The organism is Cyanobacterium stanieri LEGE 03274 (genome assembly GCF_015207825.1).
Classification (GTDB): Bacteria; Cyanobacteriota; Cyanobacteriia; order Cyanobacteriales; family Cyanobacteriaceae; genus Cyanobacterium; species Cyanobacterium stanieri_B.
In genome coordinates this window covers 12591-34249 of record NZ_JADEWC010000033.1, presented here as the reverse complement: position 1 = coordinate 34249, position 21659 = coordinate 12591, and the positions used below count along the sequence as shown (strand labels likewise).

14 protein-coding genes and 1 tRNA gene are annotated in these 21659 nt (G+C 37.1%); 5 read left to right on the top strand and 10 right to left on the bottom strand.

Annotated features, from left to right (window positions below; genetic code table 11):
• Window positions 1-2217, top strand: a 2217-nt coding sequence (locus IQ215_RS12425) for a hybrid sensor histidine kinase/response regulator (RefSeq protein WP_193801736.1), incomplete at its 5' end; no start/stop codon positions are given.
• A 283-nt stretch (window positions 2218-2500) separates the two neighbouring features.
• Here the strand turns inward: IQ215_RS12425 and IQ215_RS12420 are convergent.
• The 10 genes from IQ215_RS12420 to cimA all read right to left on the bottom strand — a co-directional run bounded on the left by IQ215_RS12420 (window position 2501) and on the right by cimA (window position 15095).
• Entirely contained in the window at window positions 2501-2749 is a 249-nt protein-coding gene (locus IQ215_RS12420; RefSeq protein WP_193801735.1) for an HNH endonuclease, read from the bottom strand.
• A 13-nt stretch (window positions 2750-2762) separates the two neighbouring features.
• The gene (locus IQ215_RS12415) at window positions 2763-3515 is read right to left on the bottom strand and encodes a matrixin family metalloprotease (protein WP_193801734.1); all 753 of its coding nucleotides are present in this window, start codon (window positions 3513-3515) and stop codon (window positions 2763-2765) included.
• Window positions 3516-3831: 316 nt separating this feature from the next.
• Window positions 3832-5028 (bottom strand): glycosyltransferase family 2 protein, encoded by a 1197-nt coding sequence (locus IQ215_RS12410; RefSeq protein WP_193801733.1) that lies wholly within the window; start codon window positions 5026-5028, stop codon window positions 3832-3834.
• A 119-nt stretch (window positions 5029-5147) separates the two neighbouring features.
• The gene (locus tag IQ215_RS12405; RefSeq protein WP_193801732.1) at window positions 5148-7226 is read right to left on the bottom strand and encodes a hypothetical protein; all 2079 of its coding nucleotides are present in this window, start codon (window positions 7224-7226) and stop codon (window positions 5148-5150) included.
• Between the two features lie 263 nt (window positions 7227-7489).
• The gene (locus IQ215_RS12400; RefSeq protein ID WP_193801731.1) at window positions 7490-8071 is read right to left on the bottom strand and encodes a hypothetical protein; all 582 of its coding nucleotides are present in this window, start codon (window positions 8069-8071) and stop codon (window positions 7490-7492) included.
• Between the two features lie 124 nt (window positions 8072-8195).
• Window positions 8196-8285, bottom strand: a tRNA-Ser gene (locus IQ215_RS12395).
• A gap of 117 nt (window positions 8286-8402) precedes the next feature.
• Window positions 8403-9497 carry a pyridoxal-phosphate-dependent aminotransferase family protein gene (locus IQ215_RS12390; RefSeq protein ID WP_193801730.1) on the bottom strand — a complete coding sequence of 365 codons (1095 nt, stop codon included), beginning with the start codon at window positions 9495-9497 and terminating at the stop codon, window positions 8403-8405.
• A 377-nt stretch (window positions 9498-9874) separates the two neighbouring features.
• Window positions 9875-11338, bottom strand: a complete 1464-nt coding sequence (locus IQ215_RS12385) for a SpoIIE family protein phosphatase (RefSeq protein ID WP_193801729.1) — start codon at window positions 11336-11338, stop codon at window positions 9875-9877.
• Window positions 11339-11581: 243 nt separating this feature from the next.
• On the bottom strand, window positions 11582-13246 hold the full coding sequence (locus IQ215_RS12380; RefSeq protein WP_193801728.1) for a DUF6930 domain-containing protein: 1665 nt from the start codon (window positions 13244-13246) through the stop codon (window positions 11582-11584).
• A gap of 217 nt (window positions 13247-13463) precedes the next feature.
• Window positions 13464-15095, bottom strand: a complete 1632-nt coding sequence (gene cimA / locus IQ215_RS12375) for a citramalate synthase (protein WP_193801727.1) — start codon at window positions 15093-15095, stop codon at window positions 13464-13466.
• A gap of 178 nt (window positions 15096-15273) precedes the next feature.
• On the opposite strand from cimA, the gene IQ215_RS12370 reads away from it, so the two are divergent.
• The 4 genes from IQ215_RS12370 (at window position 15274) to IQ215_RS12355 (ending at window position 21327) form a co-directional block, all read left to right on the top strand.
• Entirely contained in the window at window positions 15274-16920 is a 1647-nt protein-coding gene (locus IQ215_RS12370; RefSeq protein WP_193801726.1) for a DUF3352 domain-containing protein, read from the top strand.
• A 151-nt stretch (window positions 16921-17071) separates the two neighbouring features.
• Complete coding sequence (locus IQ215_RS12365) at window positions 17072-18142, top strand: mechanosensitive ion channel domain-containing protein (RefSeq protein WP_193801725.1); 1071 nt, start codon at window positions 17072-17074, stop codon at window positions 18140-18142.
• A 354-nt stretch (window positions 18143-18496) separates the two neighbouring features.
• A complete protein-coding gene (locus IQ215_RS12360) occupies window positions 18497-20530 on the top strand; it encodes a cation:proton antiporter (RefSeq protein ID WP_193801724.1) in 2034 nt (677 codons plus the stop codon).
• Between the two features lie 56 nt (window positions 20531-20586).
• The gene (locus tag IQ215_RS12355; RefSeq protein ID WP_193801723.1) at window positions 20587-21327 is read left to right on the top strand and encodes a metallophosphoesterase family protein; all 741 of its coding nucleotides are present in this window, start codon (window positions 20587-20589) and stop codon (window positions 21325-21327) included.
• Window positions 21328-21659 lie beyond the last annotated feature (332 nt).

The window sequence follows — 21659 nt, the reverse complement described above, 5'->3', positions numbered from 1 at the left end:
GACAACAACCCCTCAACTCCCCCCAAAAACCCATCGGGTAACGGTAACTCCTTCATGGCAGACATAGAACTAGACGACCTCGAATTAGACCGTTTCAGCGAATTTCACCTCCTCGCCCAAGAAATGATCGAATTAGTAGTCAGAATTAGGGAATCCACCTCAGACATTCAATTTTTAGTGGATGAAACCGATCAACTAGGCAAAAACATCAGAGACATCACCGATCAATTACAAGAGCAAATCAATAAATCTCGCATGGTGCCATTTGCTCAAAACGCCGATCGCCTCCCCCTACCCATCCGCAAAATCGCCCAAGGTTACGACAAACAAGTTCAACTAAAAGTAGAGGGTAGAGAAGTATTAATCGATAAAATGATCCTCGAACACCTATGGGATCCCCTCCTACAAATCGTTAAAAACTCCGTTACCCACGGCATCGAACAGCCAGAAGACCGAGTAGCCAACGGTAAAGAAGCCATGGGAACAATCACCGTACGTGCCTTTCTACAAGGTCCACAAACCGTTATATCAGTGTCCGATGATGGGGGAGGTATCGATGCTCACAAAGTCAAACAAAAAGCCATTCAAAAAAACCTCATTAGCCCCGAAGAAGCTAATAGCCTTAAAGATCAAGAAATCTACGATTTCCTTTTTAACGCAGGATTCACCACCAAAGAAAAAGCCGATAGCCACGCAGGGAGGGGCGTTGGGCTAGACATTGTCCGCAACAAATTAAATGAGATTAGAGGCTCTGTCAGCATTGATTCCATTCCTGGTAGGGGTACAACCTTTACCATGCGCTTACCTCTTACCCTCACCATCGGTAAAGCCCTTTGTTGCCTTAACAATAACGTTCGTATTGCCTTCCCCATTGATGGTATTGAAGATACCCAAACCATACTCCGTCAAGATATAAATAAAGACAAGGATGGTAACTCTTATATCAATTGGAATAATAGTCGTATTCCCCTACGTTCCCTCAACCAACTTCTACAATATAACCGTCAAATGAGCCGTAGTTTTATGTATAATTCGGCAAACAATGATGAAAATAGTGTCCCCATTATTATTTTGCGAGGGGGAAATGATATTTTAGCCGTAGAGGTGGATCAAATCTTACCAGAAGAAGAAATCGTTATCAAACAAATTTCTGGGCCTCTACCCAAGCCCAAGGGGATTTCAGGGGCAACGGTGCGCAGTGACGGTACAATTATGCCCGTTGCTGATGTCATTGAGTTAATTAAAATTGCTGAGGGTAGTTTGAGTAATCAGGTTAAGTCTCAAATGTTCCCCAGTGTGGCGGTGGAAAAACAAGCCATGTCAGAATCTCAGGTCAATATTACTCCTTTGGTGCTGATTGTGGACGACTCCATTACTGTGAGGGAAATGTTATCTATTACTTTTTCCAAGGAAGGTTATCGGGTTGAACAAGCAAGGGATGGGCAAGAGGCATGGCAGAAGTTGCGCTCTGGGTTACCTTGTAACTTGATTTTCTGTGATATTGAAATGCCGAGGATGAATGGTTTAGAGTTGTTACAGCATTTACAGGAGGATGAGGAGTTATCCCATATTCCTATGGCGATTTTATCTTCTCGGGGTTCTCAAAAACATCAAAAAATTGCGGCGGAATTGGGGGCTTGTGCTTATTTAATTAAGCCCTGTGTGGATAAAGAGTTAATTGATTCTGCCCAAAGAATGATGAATGGGGAGGTTTTATTGGAAGGTAGTACAAGAGTACCCACAGCGAGAATGACAGATATTCAGGCAGAGGACGATAAATCAACTTTTGGGGCTGCGAGGAGAAAAACAAGTTCTGCCCCCATGGTGTTGATTGTGGATGATTCTGTGGTGGTGAGGGAGATGTTATCTTTATCTTTCAAGAAGGCAGGTTATGAAGTGGAGGTGGCTAGGGATGGCCAAGATGCTTGGGAAAAACTTTCGGAGGGTTTACCCTGTGAGATAATTCTTTGTGATATTGAGATGCCGAGGATGAATGGTTTAGAGTTGTTGGCGAGAATGCAACAGGATGATGTTTTATCTCAATTACCTGTGGCTATGGTTACGTCTAGGGGCGCTGAAAAACATCGTAGCATTGCGGCGGATTTAGGTGCTAGGGCTTATTTTACTAAGCCTTATATTGAGGATGAATTGTTGGATGTGGCTAAGCGTTTAATTGATGGGGAGGTGTTTTTAACTTCGGCTACGGCTCAATCTTAAGTAACCTCAATTGGGGATAACATTTTCTGGGGTTGGCAGGGAATAAGCAACAGATAAAAAATAACTTATAATCAAGTTTAGTTTGGCAATAGGCAATGGGCAATAGGCAATGGTAATAATAGTTTTAATACTATACATTTACTGTAATCCAATAATGTTTCATACTCAAAATCAGCAATGCCGTAAATCCTACAAATCGGATTTGGTATCACACTGTAATTAAGCAACATCACATCTCTAACCTACACTTGTGCTATTCATAACCCGTTATCCCGAATTTAGGTTATGAGTAATGACGACGAAAGCGATAATCTAATTTATCTCGTTTTTTTTGATTACAATTAGCGCAAAGGGTTTGTAAATTACTAATGTCATTAGTTCCTCCTTTGGCAAGGGGTATTATATGATCAATGTTTAGGGTAGTTTCTTGGTTTTGTTTCCCACAACTTTGACAGCGATAATTATCCCTTTGATAAATATATTTCCTTACTTCTGAGGGAATGACAATCCGTGGGGTTTTCTTTTTTTTCATGGTAATAAATATCTTAAGGGAAAGGGCTTCCTAGTCGGGTAGGTTGTTGATACACTTTGATGAGGGTGTTTAAATCTCTTGGGGATATGGAAGGAATATTACGGGTTTGAGAATAATACATTATATCGTCTTGGTGGGGGCTATGTCCCCAAATTCCGAGGGCGTGTCCTAGTTCATGGGTGATATTATTAACCCAGTAGTCAAAGGTTTGATTGGGGCTAACCTCAATTATCATTTGATGTTTTAGTTTAGCTGGTTGGGTTTCGGTGGCATAAAATTTGACAGTGGCGGTGGCTGAGGTAATTCTAGGTAAGTCGAAAAGCCCTGTTTCTGGATTAAATTTTCCCCTAATTCGGGGCGGTTGACGGCGGATGATAATATCTGCATTATCTTCTATGGCAATGATTTCTAGGGGTATGTAAGGTTGCCAAGATGCGATCGCACTTTCGGCCGCTTTTTGCCATTGTTGGTATCTTTCATAGGCTGATTCAGAAAGACTTTTGTCGGGGGGGTTAATGTAAACTTTAACGGGAAACTCAGACCAGATCAAATGTCCTACTAAATGAGGTTCTAGGTTATTGAAATAATCTTCATGGTTATCTAGGTTGAGGGTAGCTAGGGATGGTGGTAAAGGAAATGTGCGGGGGATGGGTAATCGATTGCTAATATCAGAAGCATTTATAAATCCTGAAGTTAAAAAAAGGGTAAAAATTGTTAGTAGTAAAATTTTAAAAAATAATTTACTTTTACTTCTTTTGTGTCTCATTAAATTAACCTTTTTTGTATTAAGTTGTATATTTATATCAAGTTAGGAAAATTCGTTATAAATAACCTGAGTTGGTGATGATATTTTTAAGTTAAGGTAGGGAATAGGGAATGGGCAACGGGCAATAGTAAGGTCAATATTTTCTACTATTTTTGGCTATTGTTTAACAATTTTAAAACCATTGTAAGGTTTTTATCGTCAAGCATAATACTAAACTAGACTAATAATAATTATCCCGAATTGAGGTTAAATTATGTAAACTTGATATACTTTTTGGTTTTAATTATTGATAAATCAGCAATTATTAATACTTTCTTCAAGGTACTTTTTCAAATTTTACACAGGGTTTACTAACAAGGGGAGTGGTAGAGGGTATTTTTCCTTGTTTAACGATCTGATAATTATTATAGGCGATCGCCTTTAGGGTGTTTAATAATTTTTCTCGCTCAGGAGTGCCTAATCCTGTAGTGGGGGAGGTGGTTAGGGAATTATGTCTTTTGCGTCTAAAATAGCCAAATTCAGGACTATTATAGATTTTAAGGTGAAAGTGCGATCGTAGCAAAAACTCCGTATCAGCACCATATAAAAGGGCATTGGCAAAACCATTTACCCGCAAAAAAGCCGAACGTTTAATTAAAGAAGTGGGGTGTAATAAAGGATGCCCTGGTTTTTCTTGTAATGCCTTATTTACATTTAAAGGATATACCACGGGGGTAAGAGTATGGTTAATGTCATCCACACGATATTCTTGAGTGCCTACCATATCTGCACCCATTTTATCCATTAATTCTATACTAACCCTGAGGCGATCGATCATAGACCAATCATCAGCATCCTGAAACATATAATAGTCATAATCACTATCATTAATAACTGATTGAATAATTTGATAAGGCCCTATTTTATGCTTACTTTTTAATAAAGTTACTTGAGGATAATTAGCACTAATATTTTTTGGCATTTTACTAGATTGATCATCTACTACTACTATATCGGTTAACTTAACACTTTGATTTATTAAACTAAATAAACAATAATCTAACCATTCATTACATTCATAATGGGGAACAATTGCTAATATATTTTTATGATAAACTATATTATTCTTATTTAATTTTGATTGTATTAAATCAGCCTGAAACAATGTTTTATGTTCAATTAAATAATTAAGTAATCGATAATTATTTTCTAAAATACTTCTATCTGTTTCTAATATTTTTTTTATCAAACTAACTTTCCCAACCCAACTTACATCATCTTTTGATAACTGTTGCGCCGTAAGATGAGGAAAATCATAATTTTGCACTGTCAACCATAATAAATCAATATTTTTATTGTCATACCATTGATGTTCAAGACAATAAATTAATTTATTTTTTAAAGCAGAATTAATCTCATAAGGATAGCAAAAAAGCCAATCACTATTAGCGCAATTATCCAATAAACTATTTAAATTATCTATATTACTAATTAAAGTACACTTCTCCCTATTTGTAATAACATAAAATAACATATATTTACTAATACTAAACTTTAAAATCAATGTATAACAACAGTAATTCTCAATTTAAATGATATTTAAACTGAATTAATCTGAATATAAGATATGTTTATTGATTAATTATAAAAAGTTTAAAAAATCTTTTGCTTAAAATTATATAAACCACTAACAGAATCAAAATTATCATTACTATTTGAAATATTGGCAGACATTAATAAACAGTTATATGTCTTTTCTCTCTCTCCTTGTTGCAAAAATAGTTTAGCAAAATAATTCATAAAAGGTACAAAAGCAATAACATCTGTTAAATTTTTTTTCCCTTTAGTTTTATTCTCCTTACTATTAATAATATCTAACCACAAATTATTATCTATAGATATATCAAAGAGAACAACTTGTATCAATAACTCTTTTAACTGCAAAATTGTTGAATTAGATAAGTAATTAAAAGTAAAATTAATCTCCCTTTTATCTAACAAAACCTTTTCCCTTTGCTTTAATTCTTGAGGTAAGTTTTTATTATAATCATTATCATGGTAACAGCCAAGAATTTTTGCCCAATGGGCTATGATAGAAGGTAAACAATCAACACCATAAAGGCTACAATAATCTAAATCAGAAATGAATAAAGGTAGTAAAGGATTTATTTTTTTTATTAACAAGGATTCCTTTTTCTTCCTAACCTGTTGAATTCCTAGGGAAACTAATTTTACAATTAACTGATAATCAAAACTATCTACAATTATCTTGAAATCTAAGTTATTTCTTGGTAATAGTTTGAGTAATTTATGGTGTTTTCTAAATAAACAAATAGCTAGTAAATCAAGGTATATTAACGATAAACGATTACTCTTTTTATATTTATAGAAAAGATTTTCTAACTCCTCAGACGGGATATTTCTTTTCTTAGATGAAATCATCAAGAGTAAGTATAATTTATCTAATTTTAATTGTTCATCAATGCAATAATGACTGTTATCTAATAATCGATAAGACTCATCCAAAATAACATTAGGGATATTATAATATATCCACCGATCGCCCTTAACAACATCGAGAAAAAATTGAGGATAATTAAAAACATCAAGGGGAATACAATCAGAAAAAAACTTATCCTGCATAGGAGGCATCGTCGCCTTATATAAATCCATAGGAGATACAAACTTTTGGATTAATAACGAAGAATCATCAGGAAATATTTTATTAATTTCTTGGGCAAAAAACCTGTCAATTTCTTTAGCATTAACTTGATTAAGATAACCCACTAACCTTGTATTATCCTTTGTGGAAATTGAGCGATAATAATCAACCCCCCTAATAGGATACAAAGATTGACTAACCCCAAACTTCTCACCATCTCGACCTAAAATAGTTACATTTACCCTACCATGAGGACAAGAGCCATTGTGTTCAGTGGTCACCAAATCACCGTTATAATACCTTATCATCGGCATCGTGTAACTATAAAAATCAGTTACCAATAATCGATTATCTTTTTCCTCAATCAAACATCGCCCCTCATCTATGTGAAGATTGCCACACACAGGGCAACTGAAACCATAAACACCGCATTCCTGACTACCATATTCTGTAATAATAGGGCAACCAAATATATCCATTAAAACTTGTTTTTGATGGTCAAATAAAGGCTCACCAGTACATATAATAGCTTGAACATTGGAAAAATCGATTCTATTTTGAGCAATTAACGCCACCTCACACAACCGACTAGGATAACCTCGTAAAACTAAAGGTTTTTTAGTGATAAAATTCAACCGTTGCAAAAAAGTATTATCAATACCCCCAATTAGGGCGTAATCTTGATGACGAAGGGGAAATAGACGACTATTGACATGGGCAATATCCACTTGTTCATCAATACCCCACCATGCTAAAAATTTATTTAAACTTGCCAATCTTTTGTCATTCCAAATTTTATCTCGAAAAAAAACAAAAGCCCCCCCAGTTGTACCACTGGTAGCCCCACGATAAACTATATTTTGGGTGGTAGCTAATAATTGATAAGGTGCGTTTCTGATGTCTTGTTTAGTGATGGGGGAAATATGATAAAAAGCTGACAATAATTCATCATTACTACAACTATCCAAAAACTCACTGGTTATAGCAATATTAGTTAATTTCTGACTATAAAAAGGTACATTTATGGCTATCTTTAAAAGTCTTCTTATTTTATCGATATAGTCTAACAAAATTAATGCCTTATTTCATAATTTAATATTTGCTAGAAATTATCATTTAAATGTTATCTTTTTGTGTATTTTTAAATGTATTTCTAGCTTTAATCGAGTTGTTGGGAAATAGATTTTTTGCCAAATTCAGTCCTTATTTGATAAGGGTTTCAGATACGCAGATATTTAATTGACAACAAGTCTAATATAATTAATTTATCATCGGTTAAATTCCCAGAAATTAATGATAAAATCTAAATCACTGATTCAATACTAAAACAGAATTACGATGATTTCCTATTTAATTTGTCTAAAATTTCCGTTTCCAAACTAGACCAAAGATGATTAGATAATTCATTTTCTGCTATGCTTAAAATGGTATTTTCAGGCATTAACGATAAAAATCTTGGTTTGCTACAAAACTGCCCGATATATTGAAGATAATCGACACTTACCCAACCATCCGAGCGAAAATTAGGGGCACTCGCCCAACCATACTCACTATAATATGGAGAATAGACATCCCTGACATAAGCCCATCGCCCAGAAAAATCAAATTTTGCTACATAAACTTGCCAACCGCTAGGAATTGAGCCCACAATGTCTCCCCCGGGGGTTGCCCTTAATCTTAAATCCCCTGTGGTGGTGGTGACTTGGTAATATTTTTGAGGATAATCATGTACAGAAAAAGTAGTGTCACCACTTCTGGTGGGAATTCTTTCGGGGCATCTTGAGGCAAATAAATTATGGGGAATAGACTGATTAGAGTTATTGTCAACTTCGGTTTTTTGCGCAGCTTGACTATTTTCAGCCACCATTAAAGATGCCATTAAGGCAAGGCTATATTTTATTTTTCGATCGCTCATTATCTTAGCCCATAAATTTTGTTATTCTAATAATTATAGATACAAAATCCCCATATAGAACAGGGCTAAATGTTTGTTATCTGCAAGAAAAATTACCTTTGAAGACAAAACCATTATTCTTAAACGGAGAGGGAGGGATTCGAACCCTCGGTGGAGCTATAAACCCCACAACTTCTTAGCAGGAAGCCGCTTTCAACCGCTCAGCCACCTCTCCAATTGCACTTAACAATTATAGCAGAAACTAGAGTTTAAATGCAACCATAATTTTGTTTATTTCAGGGCTAGGGGCGATCGCCCTTAAAACAAGGAAAATCAACCCCGTGGAGTGGAATTAACCCAACTCCTGTAAAGTAGCTTCTAGGGCAGCAATGGCCGTTAAAACATCACGATCAGACATAAATCCTAAATGCCCAATACGGAAAATTTTACCCTTAAGATGATCCTGTCCACCAGCCAGGGCAATATCATATTTCTTGCGCATAGTAGAGCGAATCGCCTCCGCATCATGGTTATCGGGAGCCACCGCAGTCACCGCATAACTAGCACAATCATCAGGGGCAAACAAAGGCAAACCAAGAGCTTTCACCTTATCCCTAGTCAACTGAGTTAACCTCTTATGACGAGCAAAAATATTTTCTAAACCCTCCTCCTTCATCATCTGTAAAGACGCTTGGAGAGCAAACATCAAATTAATGGGGGGAGTAAAAGGAGAGCTATTTTTGGCATTAGCTTTTTTGTAGGGAGCTAAATCCAAATAAAACTTAGGTAAAGTAGCAGATTCGTAAGCCTTCCATGCCTTATCACTCACCGCCACAAAACCCAACCCAGGGGGAATCATGTAGCCTTTTTGAGAACCAGAGGCAACCACATCCAAACCTAACTCATCAATCTTGAGATCCACCGCCCCAAGGCTCGTAACAGCATCCACAATGATTAACGCCTCCCCATGGGCTTTAACATGTTTGTTGATGGTTTCAAGGTCATTTAACACCCCCGTAGAGGTTTCAGAATGGGTAATAATAACAGCCTTAATCTTCTTCTCGGTGTCGGCTTCTAATTTCGCTCTAAAGGCTTCAGGATCTAAAGGTTGTCCCCATTCGGCACTAATTTCTTCTACTTCTAAACCGAACTTACGGCTCATTTTCGCCCAGCGATCGCCAAATTTTCCATTATTACCAACTAAAACAGAATCTCCAGCACTTAGGAAATTGATTATACCAGCTTCCATTGCCCCAGTACCTGAAACACAGAGGGTCAATACTTCGTTTTTGGTTTGGTGTAACCACTTTAAATTATCATTCAATTCTCCAATAATGGCACTAAAATCACCGCTACGGTGTCCGATAGGATGCGCCGCCATGGCTAGTAAGACTCTTTCGGGAACAGGAGTAGGCCCCGGAATCATCAACATTAATTTATCTTGCATATTCTTTCTATCTTTAACTTACGTTTAAGTTTAATCGAAAAGGTGTACGGTAAACAAATTTACTTTATTTCGGGAGGTGAGGAGATGAGGGAATGGGGGTGATAATCTTAGTTTAATTTATTGAACGATAAACTGTTAGCCTTGTAATTCATTGCAAGGCGGGTGATGATATGCTTTCTACATCGAATTTGATATTATCCTCAATCCTCTCATGGCAGTAAGATAATAAAACATTAAAATAGTTAATTTTAGTTTAATTTATTAAACGAACTACCGTTAGTCGTGTAATTCATCACACGGTGGGCGAAGATACAATCTATTTATAACGAATTTTTTGAACTTGATATTACAATCGTAAACTATTGCCCATTACCCACTTATATACAATCATCCTCACAAGGACAATGAGCAATGGGTTTATGGCGTAAAATAATCATAGTCATATCATCCACCTTAGAATGACCACTACCAACAAATTTTTGAATCTCCCCTAGAATGTGGTCAAGAATCCCTTGAGAGTTATCATAGTTTTCACAAGCGTATTGAAAAGCCTTAATCAAATTCTCCTCATCAAACCTTTGATTATTTTGATTAATAGCATCAGTTAAACCATCGGTATAGTATAAAACTGTATCATAAACCCCCAATTTGATGGCATCATCTTCGTAACTAGAATTAGGCTGTAATCCCACTAACATTCCCTCGGTGTCTAATTTTTTTACTTGGTTAGTGGAGGCATTCCAATATAAAGGAGGATTGTGGGCAGCGTTGGCATATCTGAGGGTGTGGGTGCGTGGATCATATTCGGAATAAAATAGAGTCACAAAGCGATGGGAGTTATCTAAATCTGCATACATAACTCGATTGAGGTGTTCTAATACCCTCGCAGGGGAATGACGGTTAAGCACCTCTGCCCTTAACATTCCCCTAGTCATGGTCATAATTAACCCCGCCGGGACACCTTTTCCCATGACATCACCGATAACGATGCTCCAGGATTGACAAGGGGAATCAGGTACTTGTTCGGTATCTTGATCCCATTGATCGTAATTGGCTGGTATAAAATCGTAATAGTCTCCCCCTACCCTATCGGCGGTTTCACATTTGGCCGCTAGTTCTAATCCTGTGATGGTGGGGCATTGACGGGGTAATAGTCTAACTTGAATTTCTGAAGCGATTTCTAATTCTCGATCTTGCCTTTCTTTAGACATTAATTTGACGGTCAATTCGTGATTGGCGATCGCCACGGCGGTTTGATCAGAGACTAACTGGGTGAGGGTTTTACGGCTTTGAGTCCAAGAAAACTCAGGCTCTGGACTAAAAACATATAATCTACCTTTTTCGACGTTTTTACTAACTACAGGACAACTATATATTTGTAAATAACCAGAAAAATGATTATGGATTTTTTCTTGAACATATACGGGAAAACAAATTAATTTCGGGTAGGATTTTTGATCCGATTGATGCTTAATTTCATAACTATTTACTTCCTGAATAACTTTCAAAAAATCTTCATTTATCTGTTGTCTAAGGAGGTTATTTTGACAATAAAATTGCTCTAATTCAACTTGATTATTTTCCTTGTATAAAATTAAAGCCCCCCCTTCGGCATCTGTTACCCTCGTTACCATGAGGGGAGTTAGTTCCAAAAACTGATTAAGATTATTGAAATTACGCAGGGCAAAGCTAAGGGAGGTTAATAAATTCTGAATCTTGTTTTGCTCTCTATGTAAATTAGAGATCATTTCTTTTAACGCTAAAACAGTGGTGTAGTTACCAGATTGATAATTCTGGCTAATGGTTTTGGGATCTAAGGAATTAGAGTTAAAGATAGACACAGAAGTATGGGGGTTAACGGTTGATAGTGAATATTAAGCTATTTTGGTTCAATTGACAATAAACTAAAGCTAGTTGAGAATTAAAGCTGAGATCAAATATTTTAAGGGAGAGTTTTGATTGTAACTGAAGGGGTTGAGGTAAGCAAAAAAGTATAGTTGAGGAATATCTAGTATAGTGCTTTTCTTTCTATTTAGGGATATTTTTTTTAAGGTAAACCAGATTGTATTTTGGAAATGTCATAATTAGATCATTTCGAGATTGACGACAAGTTTTTCTAATCCAGCTTTTTCTTTAGAAACTAAGTCAGTGGCAAAAAATCCTAGGATGTGACTTTGTTTGGGCTTACCTTTATTTACCCCCGTTGAACCCATGGCGATCGCAACGGCACATCTACCCTGCCAAATTTTAGTTTTTTGAGACCATTTTTTAACAATATTAGTAAAACTTGATCCCTCTTCTTCAATCTCTGCAATGACATGATTAATTCCTGCATGGGTTTTAATCATGGGGAGTTGAAACACTTCCCCAAAATAGGGATCTTCCCCTGAGGTAAAAAATAAATGCTCAATACCTTGTTGTTGTATTAACTCTTGAACTATTAATTTACCTTTAGGGCGGGTAGTCTGAATAATAATGACAGGGATAGAATCCTTTTTACCACCAAAAACAATTCCTTCTCGATCAACCCATACGGAGGGTTTATCCTCCAAAGAGTCAAGAATATTTTCCGACAAGGAAGCAAAGGAAACAATACAACCATCGGGGAATAATTCATTAGAAATAATTTCCCCATGCTCATCGTCCTCTAAGTCTTCCCTTAAATCTTCTTCTAGGGCTTCTAACTCCTCGGTTACTCCTGGCATGGTTTTGACCGTAACTTGATGGGGTTTATGGTTGCCCCAGGGCAGTTTGACGGAATATTTGTTGTGGAGGGTTTGGGTGGGATTTTTTTCTAGGGATGATTTATTTTTTTTGATAAATTTGCCAAAGGCTTCCATAGCAAGGTAAAGGGGATCTAATTCTTCCTTATCGACTAGGGGACGGATGCCTTCATAGGGATGGATACTGCCAAATATTACTTGGATGGGTACTTCATTTTCTAGGGCTGATAGGAGTAGTTGATGCCAAATTGCTTCTTCATCATCGTCATCAAATTCTGATTCTTCGTCTAGGGAAAAATTGACAAACCAGCAATCCTGTTGCAAAAATGCGCGTTCGATGTCTGCATCTTCCATGGTATCGTCTTGTATTTCCCTTGCCATGAGTCTAAATTTTTTCATGGATTCTAGGGAGCGATAGAAGATGACTCCAAATTCTTGTCCCATCATACCCATAACACAGGCGTATAATGATTCTACATTGTAGGCATCTATTTGTATTTCAATTAAGTTATATTCTGCCAATACCGCCCAGGGTGCTTGTTCCCAAATAAGGGCGATCGCCCTTTCCTCTAAAATATCTAATCGTTCAGGGGCAATATTACCGATGGTTTTAGGGGTAGCCGCTTGTAAATTACGCCACAATTCATCGAGAAGGGGCAACTCTCCCCGATAATCCACATCAATATCTAAACCCTGTAATGCACCTCTTAGGAAAAATTGTAATTCTCGATCCCTCACCACTACTTTATGAGGTCTTGCGGGTTGTGCAGGACTTTGAGGTTTTTCGATCGCCTTTAACAATGACCTAACCATGGCTTCTGGGCCAGTATCTCCCCGAACTACATCCATGGTACGTACAAAACCTTCTGAACCATCTACCCAGACAATACATTGACCTTTATCCTTAAGCTCTGGCTCGAGATTATCGAGCATTTCACCGATGGGAAAAATATCCCCTTCCCACACATGGGGAATTTGAGGAATTCTGGTAATACGATGTTTAGTGGTAATTGGTAAAGAGGACATAGATTTTCTATATTAGATAGAACAGGGTATGGCAAAAACCAAGACCTATGGAATATTTTAAACAAAAGCCATCCACAGGGGTTAGATTTTCAATTTTCCCTTAATTTGTCCATTGTACATTGTTAATTGGGCAATAACTAATCTTCTGAGTGGGGGATAAAATTTATATATTTTCTAAATCGAATTGAGCTAATCTCCCTCCTTTGAAATCTGAGAATTATGACCTTTCAACTACCATGGGGGAATTTTGACGAAGATGATTGATACCATATTCCAAACCCTCCGCCACGGCTTGATAAGAAGCATCAATAATGTTGGTGGATACTCCCACGGTAGTCCAACGTTGCTGTCCGTTGGTGGACTCTACCAATACCCTTGTTTTGGCGTTTGTCCCTGCGGTACTATTAAGGATTCTCACTTTGTAGTCGGTGAGATGAAAATTAGCGATTTGGGGATAAAATTTCACCAAGGCTTTACGTAGGGCGCAATCTAAGGCGCTTACTGGCCCATTTCCTTCGGCAACTTCCAATAATTCCTGTTCCCCTACCACTAACTTAATGGTGGCGAGGGCGTGGGTGTAGGGAATTTGCTCGGCAACGGTAATGTCGGAATGAACTTGAAAGCCTTTGATGGTAAATAATTGGTGTCTTTTTCCTAGGGCTTCTAACATGAGTAGTTCAAAACTGGCCTCGGCGGCTTCAAATTGATAGCCTTCATGTTCGAGGGTTTTGAGTTGTTGGAGAATTTCTCGGCATTTAGGATCACTTTTATCTAATGGGATGCCGAAGTTTTGGGCTTTGGAAAGAACGTTACTTAACCCTGATTGATCAGAGATTACGATGCGGCGCTCATTGCCGATGGCCTCAGGGACAATATGTTCGTAGGTGAGGGGATTTCTAGCCACCGCAGAAACATGGATACCCCCTTTATGGGCAAAGGCGGAACGACCGACGAAGGGGGCATGGTCATCGGGGGCGAGATTAACGATTTCGCTAATTAGGCGACTATTAGGGGTTAACTGGGTGAGTTGTGCGGGTTCTAAGCAATGATAATCTAGTTTTAATTGCAGGTTGGGAATGAGGGTGCATAGGTTAGCGTTACCGCATCTTTCTCCGTACCCGTTAATTGTTCCCTGCACCATGGTAGCACCTTCGAGCACAGAGGCGATCGCATTGGCCACCGCTGTACCGCTATCATTGTGGGTGTGGATGCCCAATTGTACCCCTTGGGGGTCATTTAAATCCAAATCTAGTTTTTCCACCACTTCTGCGACAATCTGGCTGATTTCGTGGGGTAAAGTACCGCCATTGGTATCACAAAATACTAACCATTGAGCGCCTGAGGCGATCGCCCCTTGGAGGGTAGCCAAAGCATAATCGGGATTATTTTTATAACCATCAAACCAATGTTCAGCATCATAAATCACCTGTCGCCCTTGGGATTTTAGAAAACTGATACTATCTTCAATCATGGCGATATTTTCATCTAAAGATGTCTTTAACCCCTCGGTAACGTGCAAATCCCAAGACTTTCCAAAAATAGTCACCCAATGGGTATTTGCCGCCAAAATAGCCTTTAACATCGGATCATCTTGCGCCCTTTGGTGGGGACGACGGGTAGAGCAGAAAGCCACAATCTGAGCTTGTTTGAGGGGTTCTTCTTTCAAACGCCAAAAAAACTGTACATCCTTCGGATTAGCCCCAGGCCACCCCCCCTCAATGAAAGGTATTCCCATCTCATCAAGTTTGCGCACAATTTGCAACTTATCATTAAGAGATAAAGAAATTCCCTCCCGTTGAGAACCATCTCTGAGGGTGGTATCATAGAGCCAAATTTTTTTCCGATTCATGGTAGCCGTTTTTACTGGTATCAATTTTTTTTCGAGCTATGGTTTCACCCTTCCATGGGGTAAAACTATCTAGCCATACTCTTATATTCTAGCTCAGACTATTTATCAATATTTGTCATTGATTCTTCAAAAGTATGGAAAAATAGATTAGAAAAGTGAGCAGGGGCTTTGATTTATTATGAAAAAATTAATTCTTGTACTAGGTGCGATCGCGCTTATTGCCATCATTAGTATCATCACCGTCAACCAGAAATTTAACAACTACCTCGCTAGGGGAGGAGTCAACCACAACCCAGAAGGTACAATTTTTATATCCCGTCAATCACCCCTCATGGTGTCACTATTGGTTAATCCCGAAAAACTAAGCGCCATCGGTGGAGTATTACCCCTCAACGGAGAACAAAAAAAGGTATTTCAAGCCGTTGAACAACTAAGAACAAAATTACTAAATAAAGTTCAGGTGGATGATGTACAAGAATTAAAAAACTGGTTAGGGGATGAAATCACCCTCGCCGTCACCTCCCTAGACTTAGACAAAAATCGAGATAATGGCGCTCAACCAGGTTACCTATTAGTAGTCAAAAACAAAGACTCCAACCTAGCAAGGGAATTTTTACAAAACTACTACGCCAAACAAGCGGTTTCCAGCGAAGCCAAATTAATTTTTGATAACTATCAGGGGGTAAATATCGTTTATCAAAAACCCCTAGGGGAAAATCCCAACATTCAAAGGGTAGCCGCCGCCGTCATTGCCGATTATGTCTTATTTGCCAATGATTTAAGTGTCTTACAAGAAGCCATCAATAACGCCCAAGCCATTAACCTCAACCTCGAACATTATCAACCCTATCAAAGCGCCCTTGCCACCATTACCAAACCAAAAGTAAGCCTAGCCTATATTAATATCCCCTCCACCTCCGCTTGGATTACTAACCAACCCCTCCCAGAAGAAGATTTAATCGAACAAACCCTCACCCTTTCTTTAGCTGTCAACCAACAGGGTTTAATCGCCTCTACTGCCCTTTCAGGGGTAGCAGGGGAAGAAAATCAACCCCCATCCCTCACCACTGCCCCCAGCGCCCTTAACTATATTCCTGCCAATAGTATTTTTGCCGCCAGTGGCATCAAATTGGATCAATTTTGGCAACAAATTAGCGATGGTTTAAAAAATAATAGCCCTCTGCAACAAATTGTTAATCAAAGCCTTAATCCTCTCCAAAAATCTAGCGGTTTAAACTTTGGTGAGGATATATTTCCTAAGGTGACGGGGGAATATGCCCTTTCCCTTTCTGTTGATGAAGTTACCAAAAATCTTAACTGGTTATTTGTGAATCAAACTGATAGTAACTCTTTGAGTGATACCCTCGATGATATTGCCCAAGATAGGGGATTAAGTGTCGGTGATTTACCCCTAGCAGATAACACCATTACCGCATGGACAAAATTGGTGACTACCTCTGAAAATAGTTTTGCCAAATTAGAAGCCCAAGTAAAAGGTGTTCATGCCCAAGTTATGCCCTATGAGATTATCACTAATTCGGTGGATGTTTTAGGGGATATTTTGGCTAATCCTGCTGAAAATTTATTACATAATTCTGAATTTCAATCTACTATTAAGGCATTACCATCAGAAAACGATGGTTATTTATATGTCCAGTGGCAAGATTTAGAACCTTATTTAAACCGTCAATTTCCCATTGTCAAAGTAATGGAGTTAGGCTTTAAGCCCTTGTTTGATAATTTACAATCCCTCACCATCACCAGTGAAGGTTCTAAAAATGGTGTTAAACAAGCGACTATTTTTCTTAATTTAGTTTCTGAATAATTCTATGAAAATTGACAGGTAAAAATTGACTATTAATCCTTAAAAGTAGCATTAATTTAAATAAAAAAGATGTTTTTAAATATTTTTTAAAATGATATTTTTGCTATTATCTAAAAGTGTAATTTTCAATTATTTATTTTAATTTATTATCGTGGAATCCATTAACATTGCTTTATTATTAAGATTTCTGACTCCCATATCAATTTTTGTTTTAATAGTCGCCGTCGGTTTAATTATAGAAAATAGATTTAAAAGTATAGTTAGAAACATAGAAACTAGACCAAAATTAGAACAATATAGTTTTGTTTTAAAATCCTTTAATGGTATTATTTTTATCTGGTCAATTGTAGGGGCGATCGCCCTTATATTACCAATGATTGATCTACCAAATTCCTTTAATATCTTGGTAGAAAAAACCTTAATAGTAGTAGCCCTAGGCGCCGCTACCATCCTTGTCTCCCGCCTAGCCGTTAGCATAATACAAGCCTATAGCGTCAAAAACGAAAGCACCGTCTCCCTCAGCTCCCTGTTTGAATACCTAACCAAAGTAATCATCTATAGCACAGGGTTTTTAATCATCATCCAATCGATTGGGGTAGAAATCACCGCCCTAATTACCGCCTTTGGGGTAGGTAGTTTATCCATTGGTTTAGCCTTTCAAAACACCCTTAGTAACTTGATTTCAGGAGTTAATATCATCCTTGCTCGAAAAATCAGAGTAGGAGATTATATCAGAATTAGACAAGGGGAAGAAGGTTATGTCATAGACGTAGAATTACGCTACACCGTAGTTAAAGACATATATAACAACATTACCGTTATTCCCAATAGTCAAGTTATCAACGGTAGTTTCAAAAACTATACCCTTGAAGATACCTCCATGTTACTACCCATCGAAATAGGTATTAGCTATGATAGTGACTTGGAAAAAGTAGAACAAATCACCCTAGAAACCGCTAAATATGTCATGGAAAATATCAAAGGAGGAAGAAAAGAATATGAACCTTTTATGAGGTATGAAAAATTCGATCCCTTTGCCATCAAATTTACCGTTTATCTAAAAATAAATGAATATTTTGATAGACTAATTATCACCCATGAATTTATTAAAAACCTTTATAAAAACTATCAGCAAGAAAAAATAAAAATTGCCTACCCCATAACCAATAACTTTCTAAGTCCAGATAATTTTATAGAAGAAAATAACATCCAACAAAAATAACTATTTATTAAATGTTAGGAGACGAGAAGTAAGGGTGATAATAGTTCAATTTATTGAACGATAAATTGTTAGCCTTGTAATTCATTGCAAGGGGAGTGATGATATATTCTCTAAATCAGATTTGATAATAGTTTTATTTATTGAACGATAAATTGTTAGCCTTGTAATTCATTGCAAGGGGAGTGATGATATATTCTCTAAATCAGATTTGATAATAGTTTTATTTATTGAACGATAAACTGTTACCCTTGTAATTTATTATACGGTGGGGCAATTGCGAAAATACAATGTATTTATAACGAATTAAGCTAACTTGATATTAAATTATCTCTTGCAATCACCTTAAAAAAATATATGATTCTAAACCAAATTTTTGCCTTTTTACCAGGCCCCATTGAAGACCCCGTAGCCATTTTTTTGGTTATGATGGCAGTATTATTAATCGCCCCCATCGTTTTTGAAAAAATAAAACTCCCCGGCATTGTTGGTTTAATTATTGCAGGGGTATTCATTGGAGAATATGGATTAGGTATCCTCGAAAGAGATAATACCATTGAACTATTTAGCACCGTTGGTTTATTATTTCTGATGTTCATGGCAGGGTTAGAAACTAGCCTTGATGACTTGAAACTAAACGGCAAAAAAGCCACCATTTTCGGGCTAGGAACTTTTTTAGTACCGATGATTATGGGTACGATAGCCTTTATGTTGTTAGATTATAGCCTTCTAGCATCTATCTTAGTTGCCTCTTGTTTTGCATCCCATACTCTCTTGGCGCTGCCCATTGCCATTAAACAGGGCATCATGCGCACCCCTGTGGTTACCATCGTCTTGGGAGGCACATTAATTGTTAATATCATTGCCCTTTTAGTTTTAGCAGTAATCGTCAAAGCAGATCAAGGGGAATTAACCCTAGGTTTTTGGTTATTTTTGATTCCGAGTTTAACTATTTATACCTTTGCGACTTTATTTGGTTTACCCATTTTAGGTAGATGGTTTTTTAAACAATTTGGCAGGGATGAGGGGGCGGAATTTACCTTTGTGATTGCCACTTTGTTTGTGGTTTCCTATGTTGCGAGATTAATTGAAATTGAACCTATTATCGGAGCATTTTTGGCGGGGATTGGTATTCGCCCTCTAATTCCTCAACTTAGCCCTTTGATGAATCGGATTCAGTTTATGGGTAATACTTTATTTGTGCCATTATTCTTGATTTCTGTGGGAATGTTGGTTAATCCCATGACTTTGATTGAAGAACCAAAATCTGTGGTAGTCTCTTTGGTGATGATTTTTGCTGGGGTAGTGGGTAAATTTATCCCGGCGTGGGTGATTGGTAAGTATTTTAAGTTTGCTGTACCTAGTATCATGGTTATGTTTGGGTTATCTGTTGCCCAAGCTGCTTCTACCCTTGCGGCGATTACCGTTGCCTATGATATTGAATTGGTGGATGAATTTACGGTTAATGGCACCATTGCCATGATTTTAGTTACCAGTATTATATCTCCTTGGGTTACCGAACGTTATGGAGGGCAGTTGAAACAAATTCAACAAAAGGCTTTAGATGGTGATAATACTTCGGGAGAGTCTTTTGAGGAGGAGGAAGAGGAAAAAGATAGGGCTTATCGAGTGTTAGTGCCTGTGGCGAATCCGAATACGGAGGATAATTTACTTAATTTAGCTTTGTTGTTGGTGAATGCTACGGAGGGGACTTTATTACCTTTAAATATTTTAGTGGATCAGGGAGAGGCGATTTCTGAGAATGCGAAGGAAAATCAAGGTAATTTGTTGGCTACGGCGGAAATGATTGCCCATGCTACGGCTACTCCTGTGGAAACCATTGCCCGTATTGATAGCTCTATTGATGAGGGTATCATTCATGTGGCACAAGAGCGCAATGCGAATTTGATTATTTGTGGTTGGAAGGGGTTTTCTACTTATCGGGAAAATTTATTCGGTAATATTATTGATAATTTGGTGAATTATTCCCCTGTGACGGTGTTGATTACTCGTTTTACTAAACCTATTAAAAATACTCAACGGGTGATTTTGGCGATCGCAGATAACCAATATAATATGGAGGGTTTTCCTGAGGTATTAACGATTACTAAGGCTTTATCATCTCAGTTACAAAGTGAGTTTTTTATTCTTCATGTATTATCGGGTAAGCCTAGCCCCATGGTGAATAAAAATTTAGCCGAATTACCTGTACAACAAATGCGGGGTAATTTTACTAAGAGAGTATTACAGGAGATGAAAAATGGTGATTTATTGGTTTTAGTTAATCCGATTGATAATCATCTCATTGGTAGATCTGCTTTGGGTACTGTACCACGGGCGATCGCCCGTAGCAATGAGCAAATATCCCTAATGATTGTCAATATAAGATAATTGTAAACTTTACTAATCGAATTCGCTATGGGTACAAATTAACAACACCAATAAAAATGAAAAAAATATTGCAAATTACAGATACTCATCTTGATGAAGAATTAACCACTCACGGCTATGACGTGTACGGAAAACTTTCATTAGTATTAAGAGAAACCATTGAAAAAGAAGATTTTGATCTGATTATTTTCTCTGGGGATATAACTGATAAAGGAAGCCTAAAAGCCTATCAATGGTTAGCTGAAAAAACAAAAAAATATCAAGATAAAATTATTTGGATGGCAGGAAACCATGACAACATAGCCCATATGGAAAAAGCCTTAAACTTTCCTTTTCGAGTTAAGTTAGAAAAAAATAAATTAAACTATCAATTAAACTTAAATGGTGTTAATATTTTGTGCCTAGATACCAGTGAAAAATCACTTTCATTACCTCAAATAAATTGGTTAATTGAGTCCACCAACGAAAATACTATTACTTTTATTCATCATCCGCCAATGATTTGTGGTTCAGGGTATATGGACAAAAATCACTCATTACAAAATCAAGAAATGCTAACAGAAAAACTGTTGACTAATCCAAATAAATTGTTTAGATTTTTCTGTGGTCATTACCATCAAGAAAGTTGTTTTTTACACAAAAATATACAGATGTTTTTAACTCCGTCAACTATGTTTCAAATTGACAAATATAAGCCTTATTTCCAAATTTCTAACAGTCAATCAGGCTATAGAATTATTGAAATATATCAAGATAAATCCATTAAAACCTATTGTAACTACATTCACATCAACTAACCTTAATGTAATTTTTAGCGTGACTTAAGTACAACCAAAAAAAGTGTTAATTAATTAAAAGTTGAATTTTTGATTCTCCCGTAGAAGGTGGGCAATAAGCAATGGTTATAACTCTAAATCCCTGAATCCAAATATACCTTAGTTCAATTCATTGAACGATAAATGATTAGCCGTGTAATTCATTACACGGTGGGTAATGGGAATAATTGACTATCGCCACATATCGCCTCGCAATGAATTACGAGGCTACGGGATTTATCGTTTAATAAATTAAACTCCATTTGATTTAAAGCGCGATCGCCCCTTATAATAACCTTATTATCCTAGTTCAA

Excerpts from the sequence above, each read along its gene's own strand:
- IQ215_RS12355 (WP_193801723.1), top strand. The coding sequence starts at position 20,587 with ATGAAAAAAATATTGCAAATTACAGATACTCATCTTGATGAAGAATTA.
- IQ215_RS12410 (WP_193801733.1), bottom strand. The coding sequence starts at position 5,028 with ATGTTATTTTATGTTATTACAAATAGGGAGAAGTGTACTTTAATTAGT.
- IQ215_RS12415 (WP_193801734.1), bottom strand. The coding sequence starts at position 3,515 with ATGAGACACAAAAGAAGTAAAAGTAAATTATTTTTTAAAATTTTACTA.
- IQ215_RS12390 (WP_193801730.1), bottom strand. The coding sequence starts at position 9,497 with ATGCAAGATAAATTAATGTTGATGATTCCGGGGCCTACTCCTGTTCCC.
- cimA (WP_193801727.1), bottom strand. The coding sequence starts at position 15,095 with ATGAATCGGAAAAAAATTTGGCTCTATGATACCACCCTCAGAGATGGT.
- IQ215_RS12400 (WP_193801731.1), bottom strand. The coding sequence starts at position 8,071 with ATGAGCGATCGAAAAATAAAATATAGCCTTGCCTTAATGGCATCTTTA.
- IQ215_RS12370 (WP_193801726.1), top strand. The coding sequence starts at position 15,274 with ATGAAAAAATTAATTCTTGTACTAGGTGCGATCGCGCTTATTGCCATC.
- IQ215_RS12380 (WP_193801728.1), bottom strand. The coding sequence starts at position 13,246 with ATGTCCTCTTTACCAATTACCACTAAACATCGTATTACCAGAATTCCT.
- IQ215_RS12360 (WP_193801724.1), top strand. The coding sequence starts at position 18,497 with ATGATTCTAAACCAAATTTTTGCCTTTTTACCAGGCCCCATTGAAGAC.
- IQ215_RS12420 (WP_193801735.1), bottom strand. The coding sequence starts at position 2,749 with ATGAAAAAAAAGAAAACCCCACGGATTGTCATTCCCTCAGAAGTAAGG.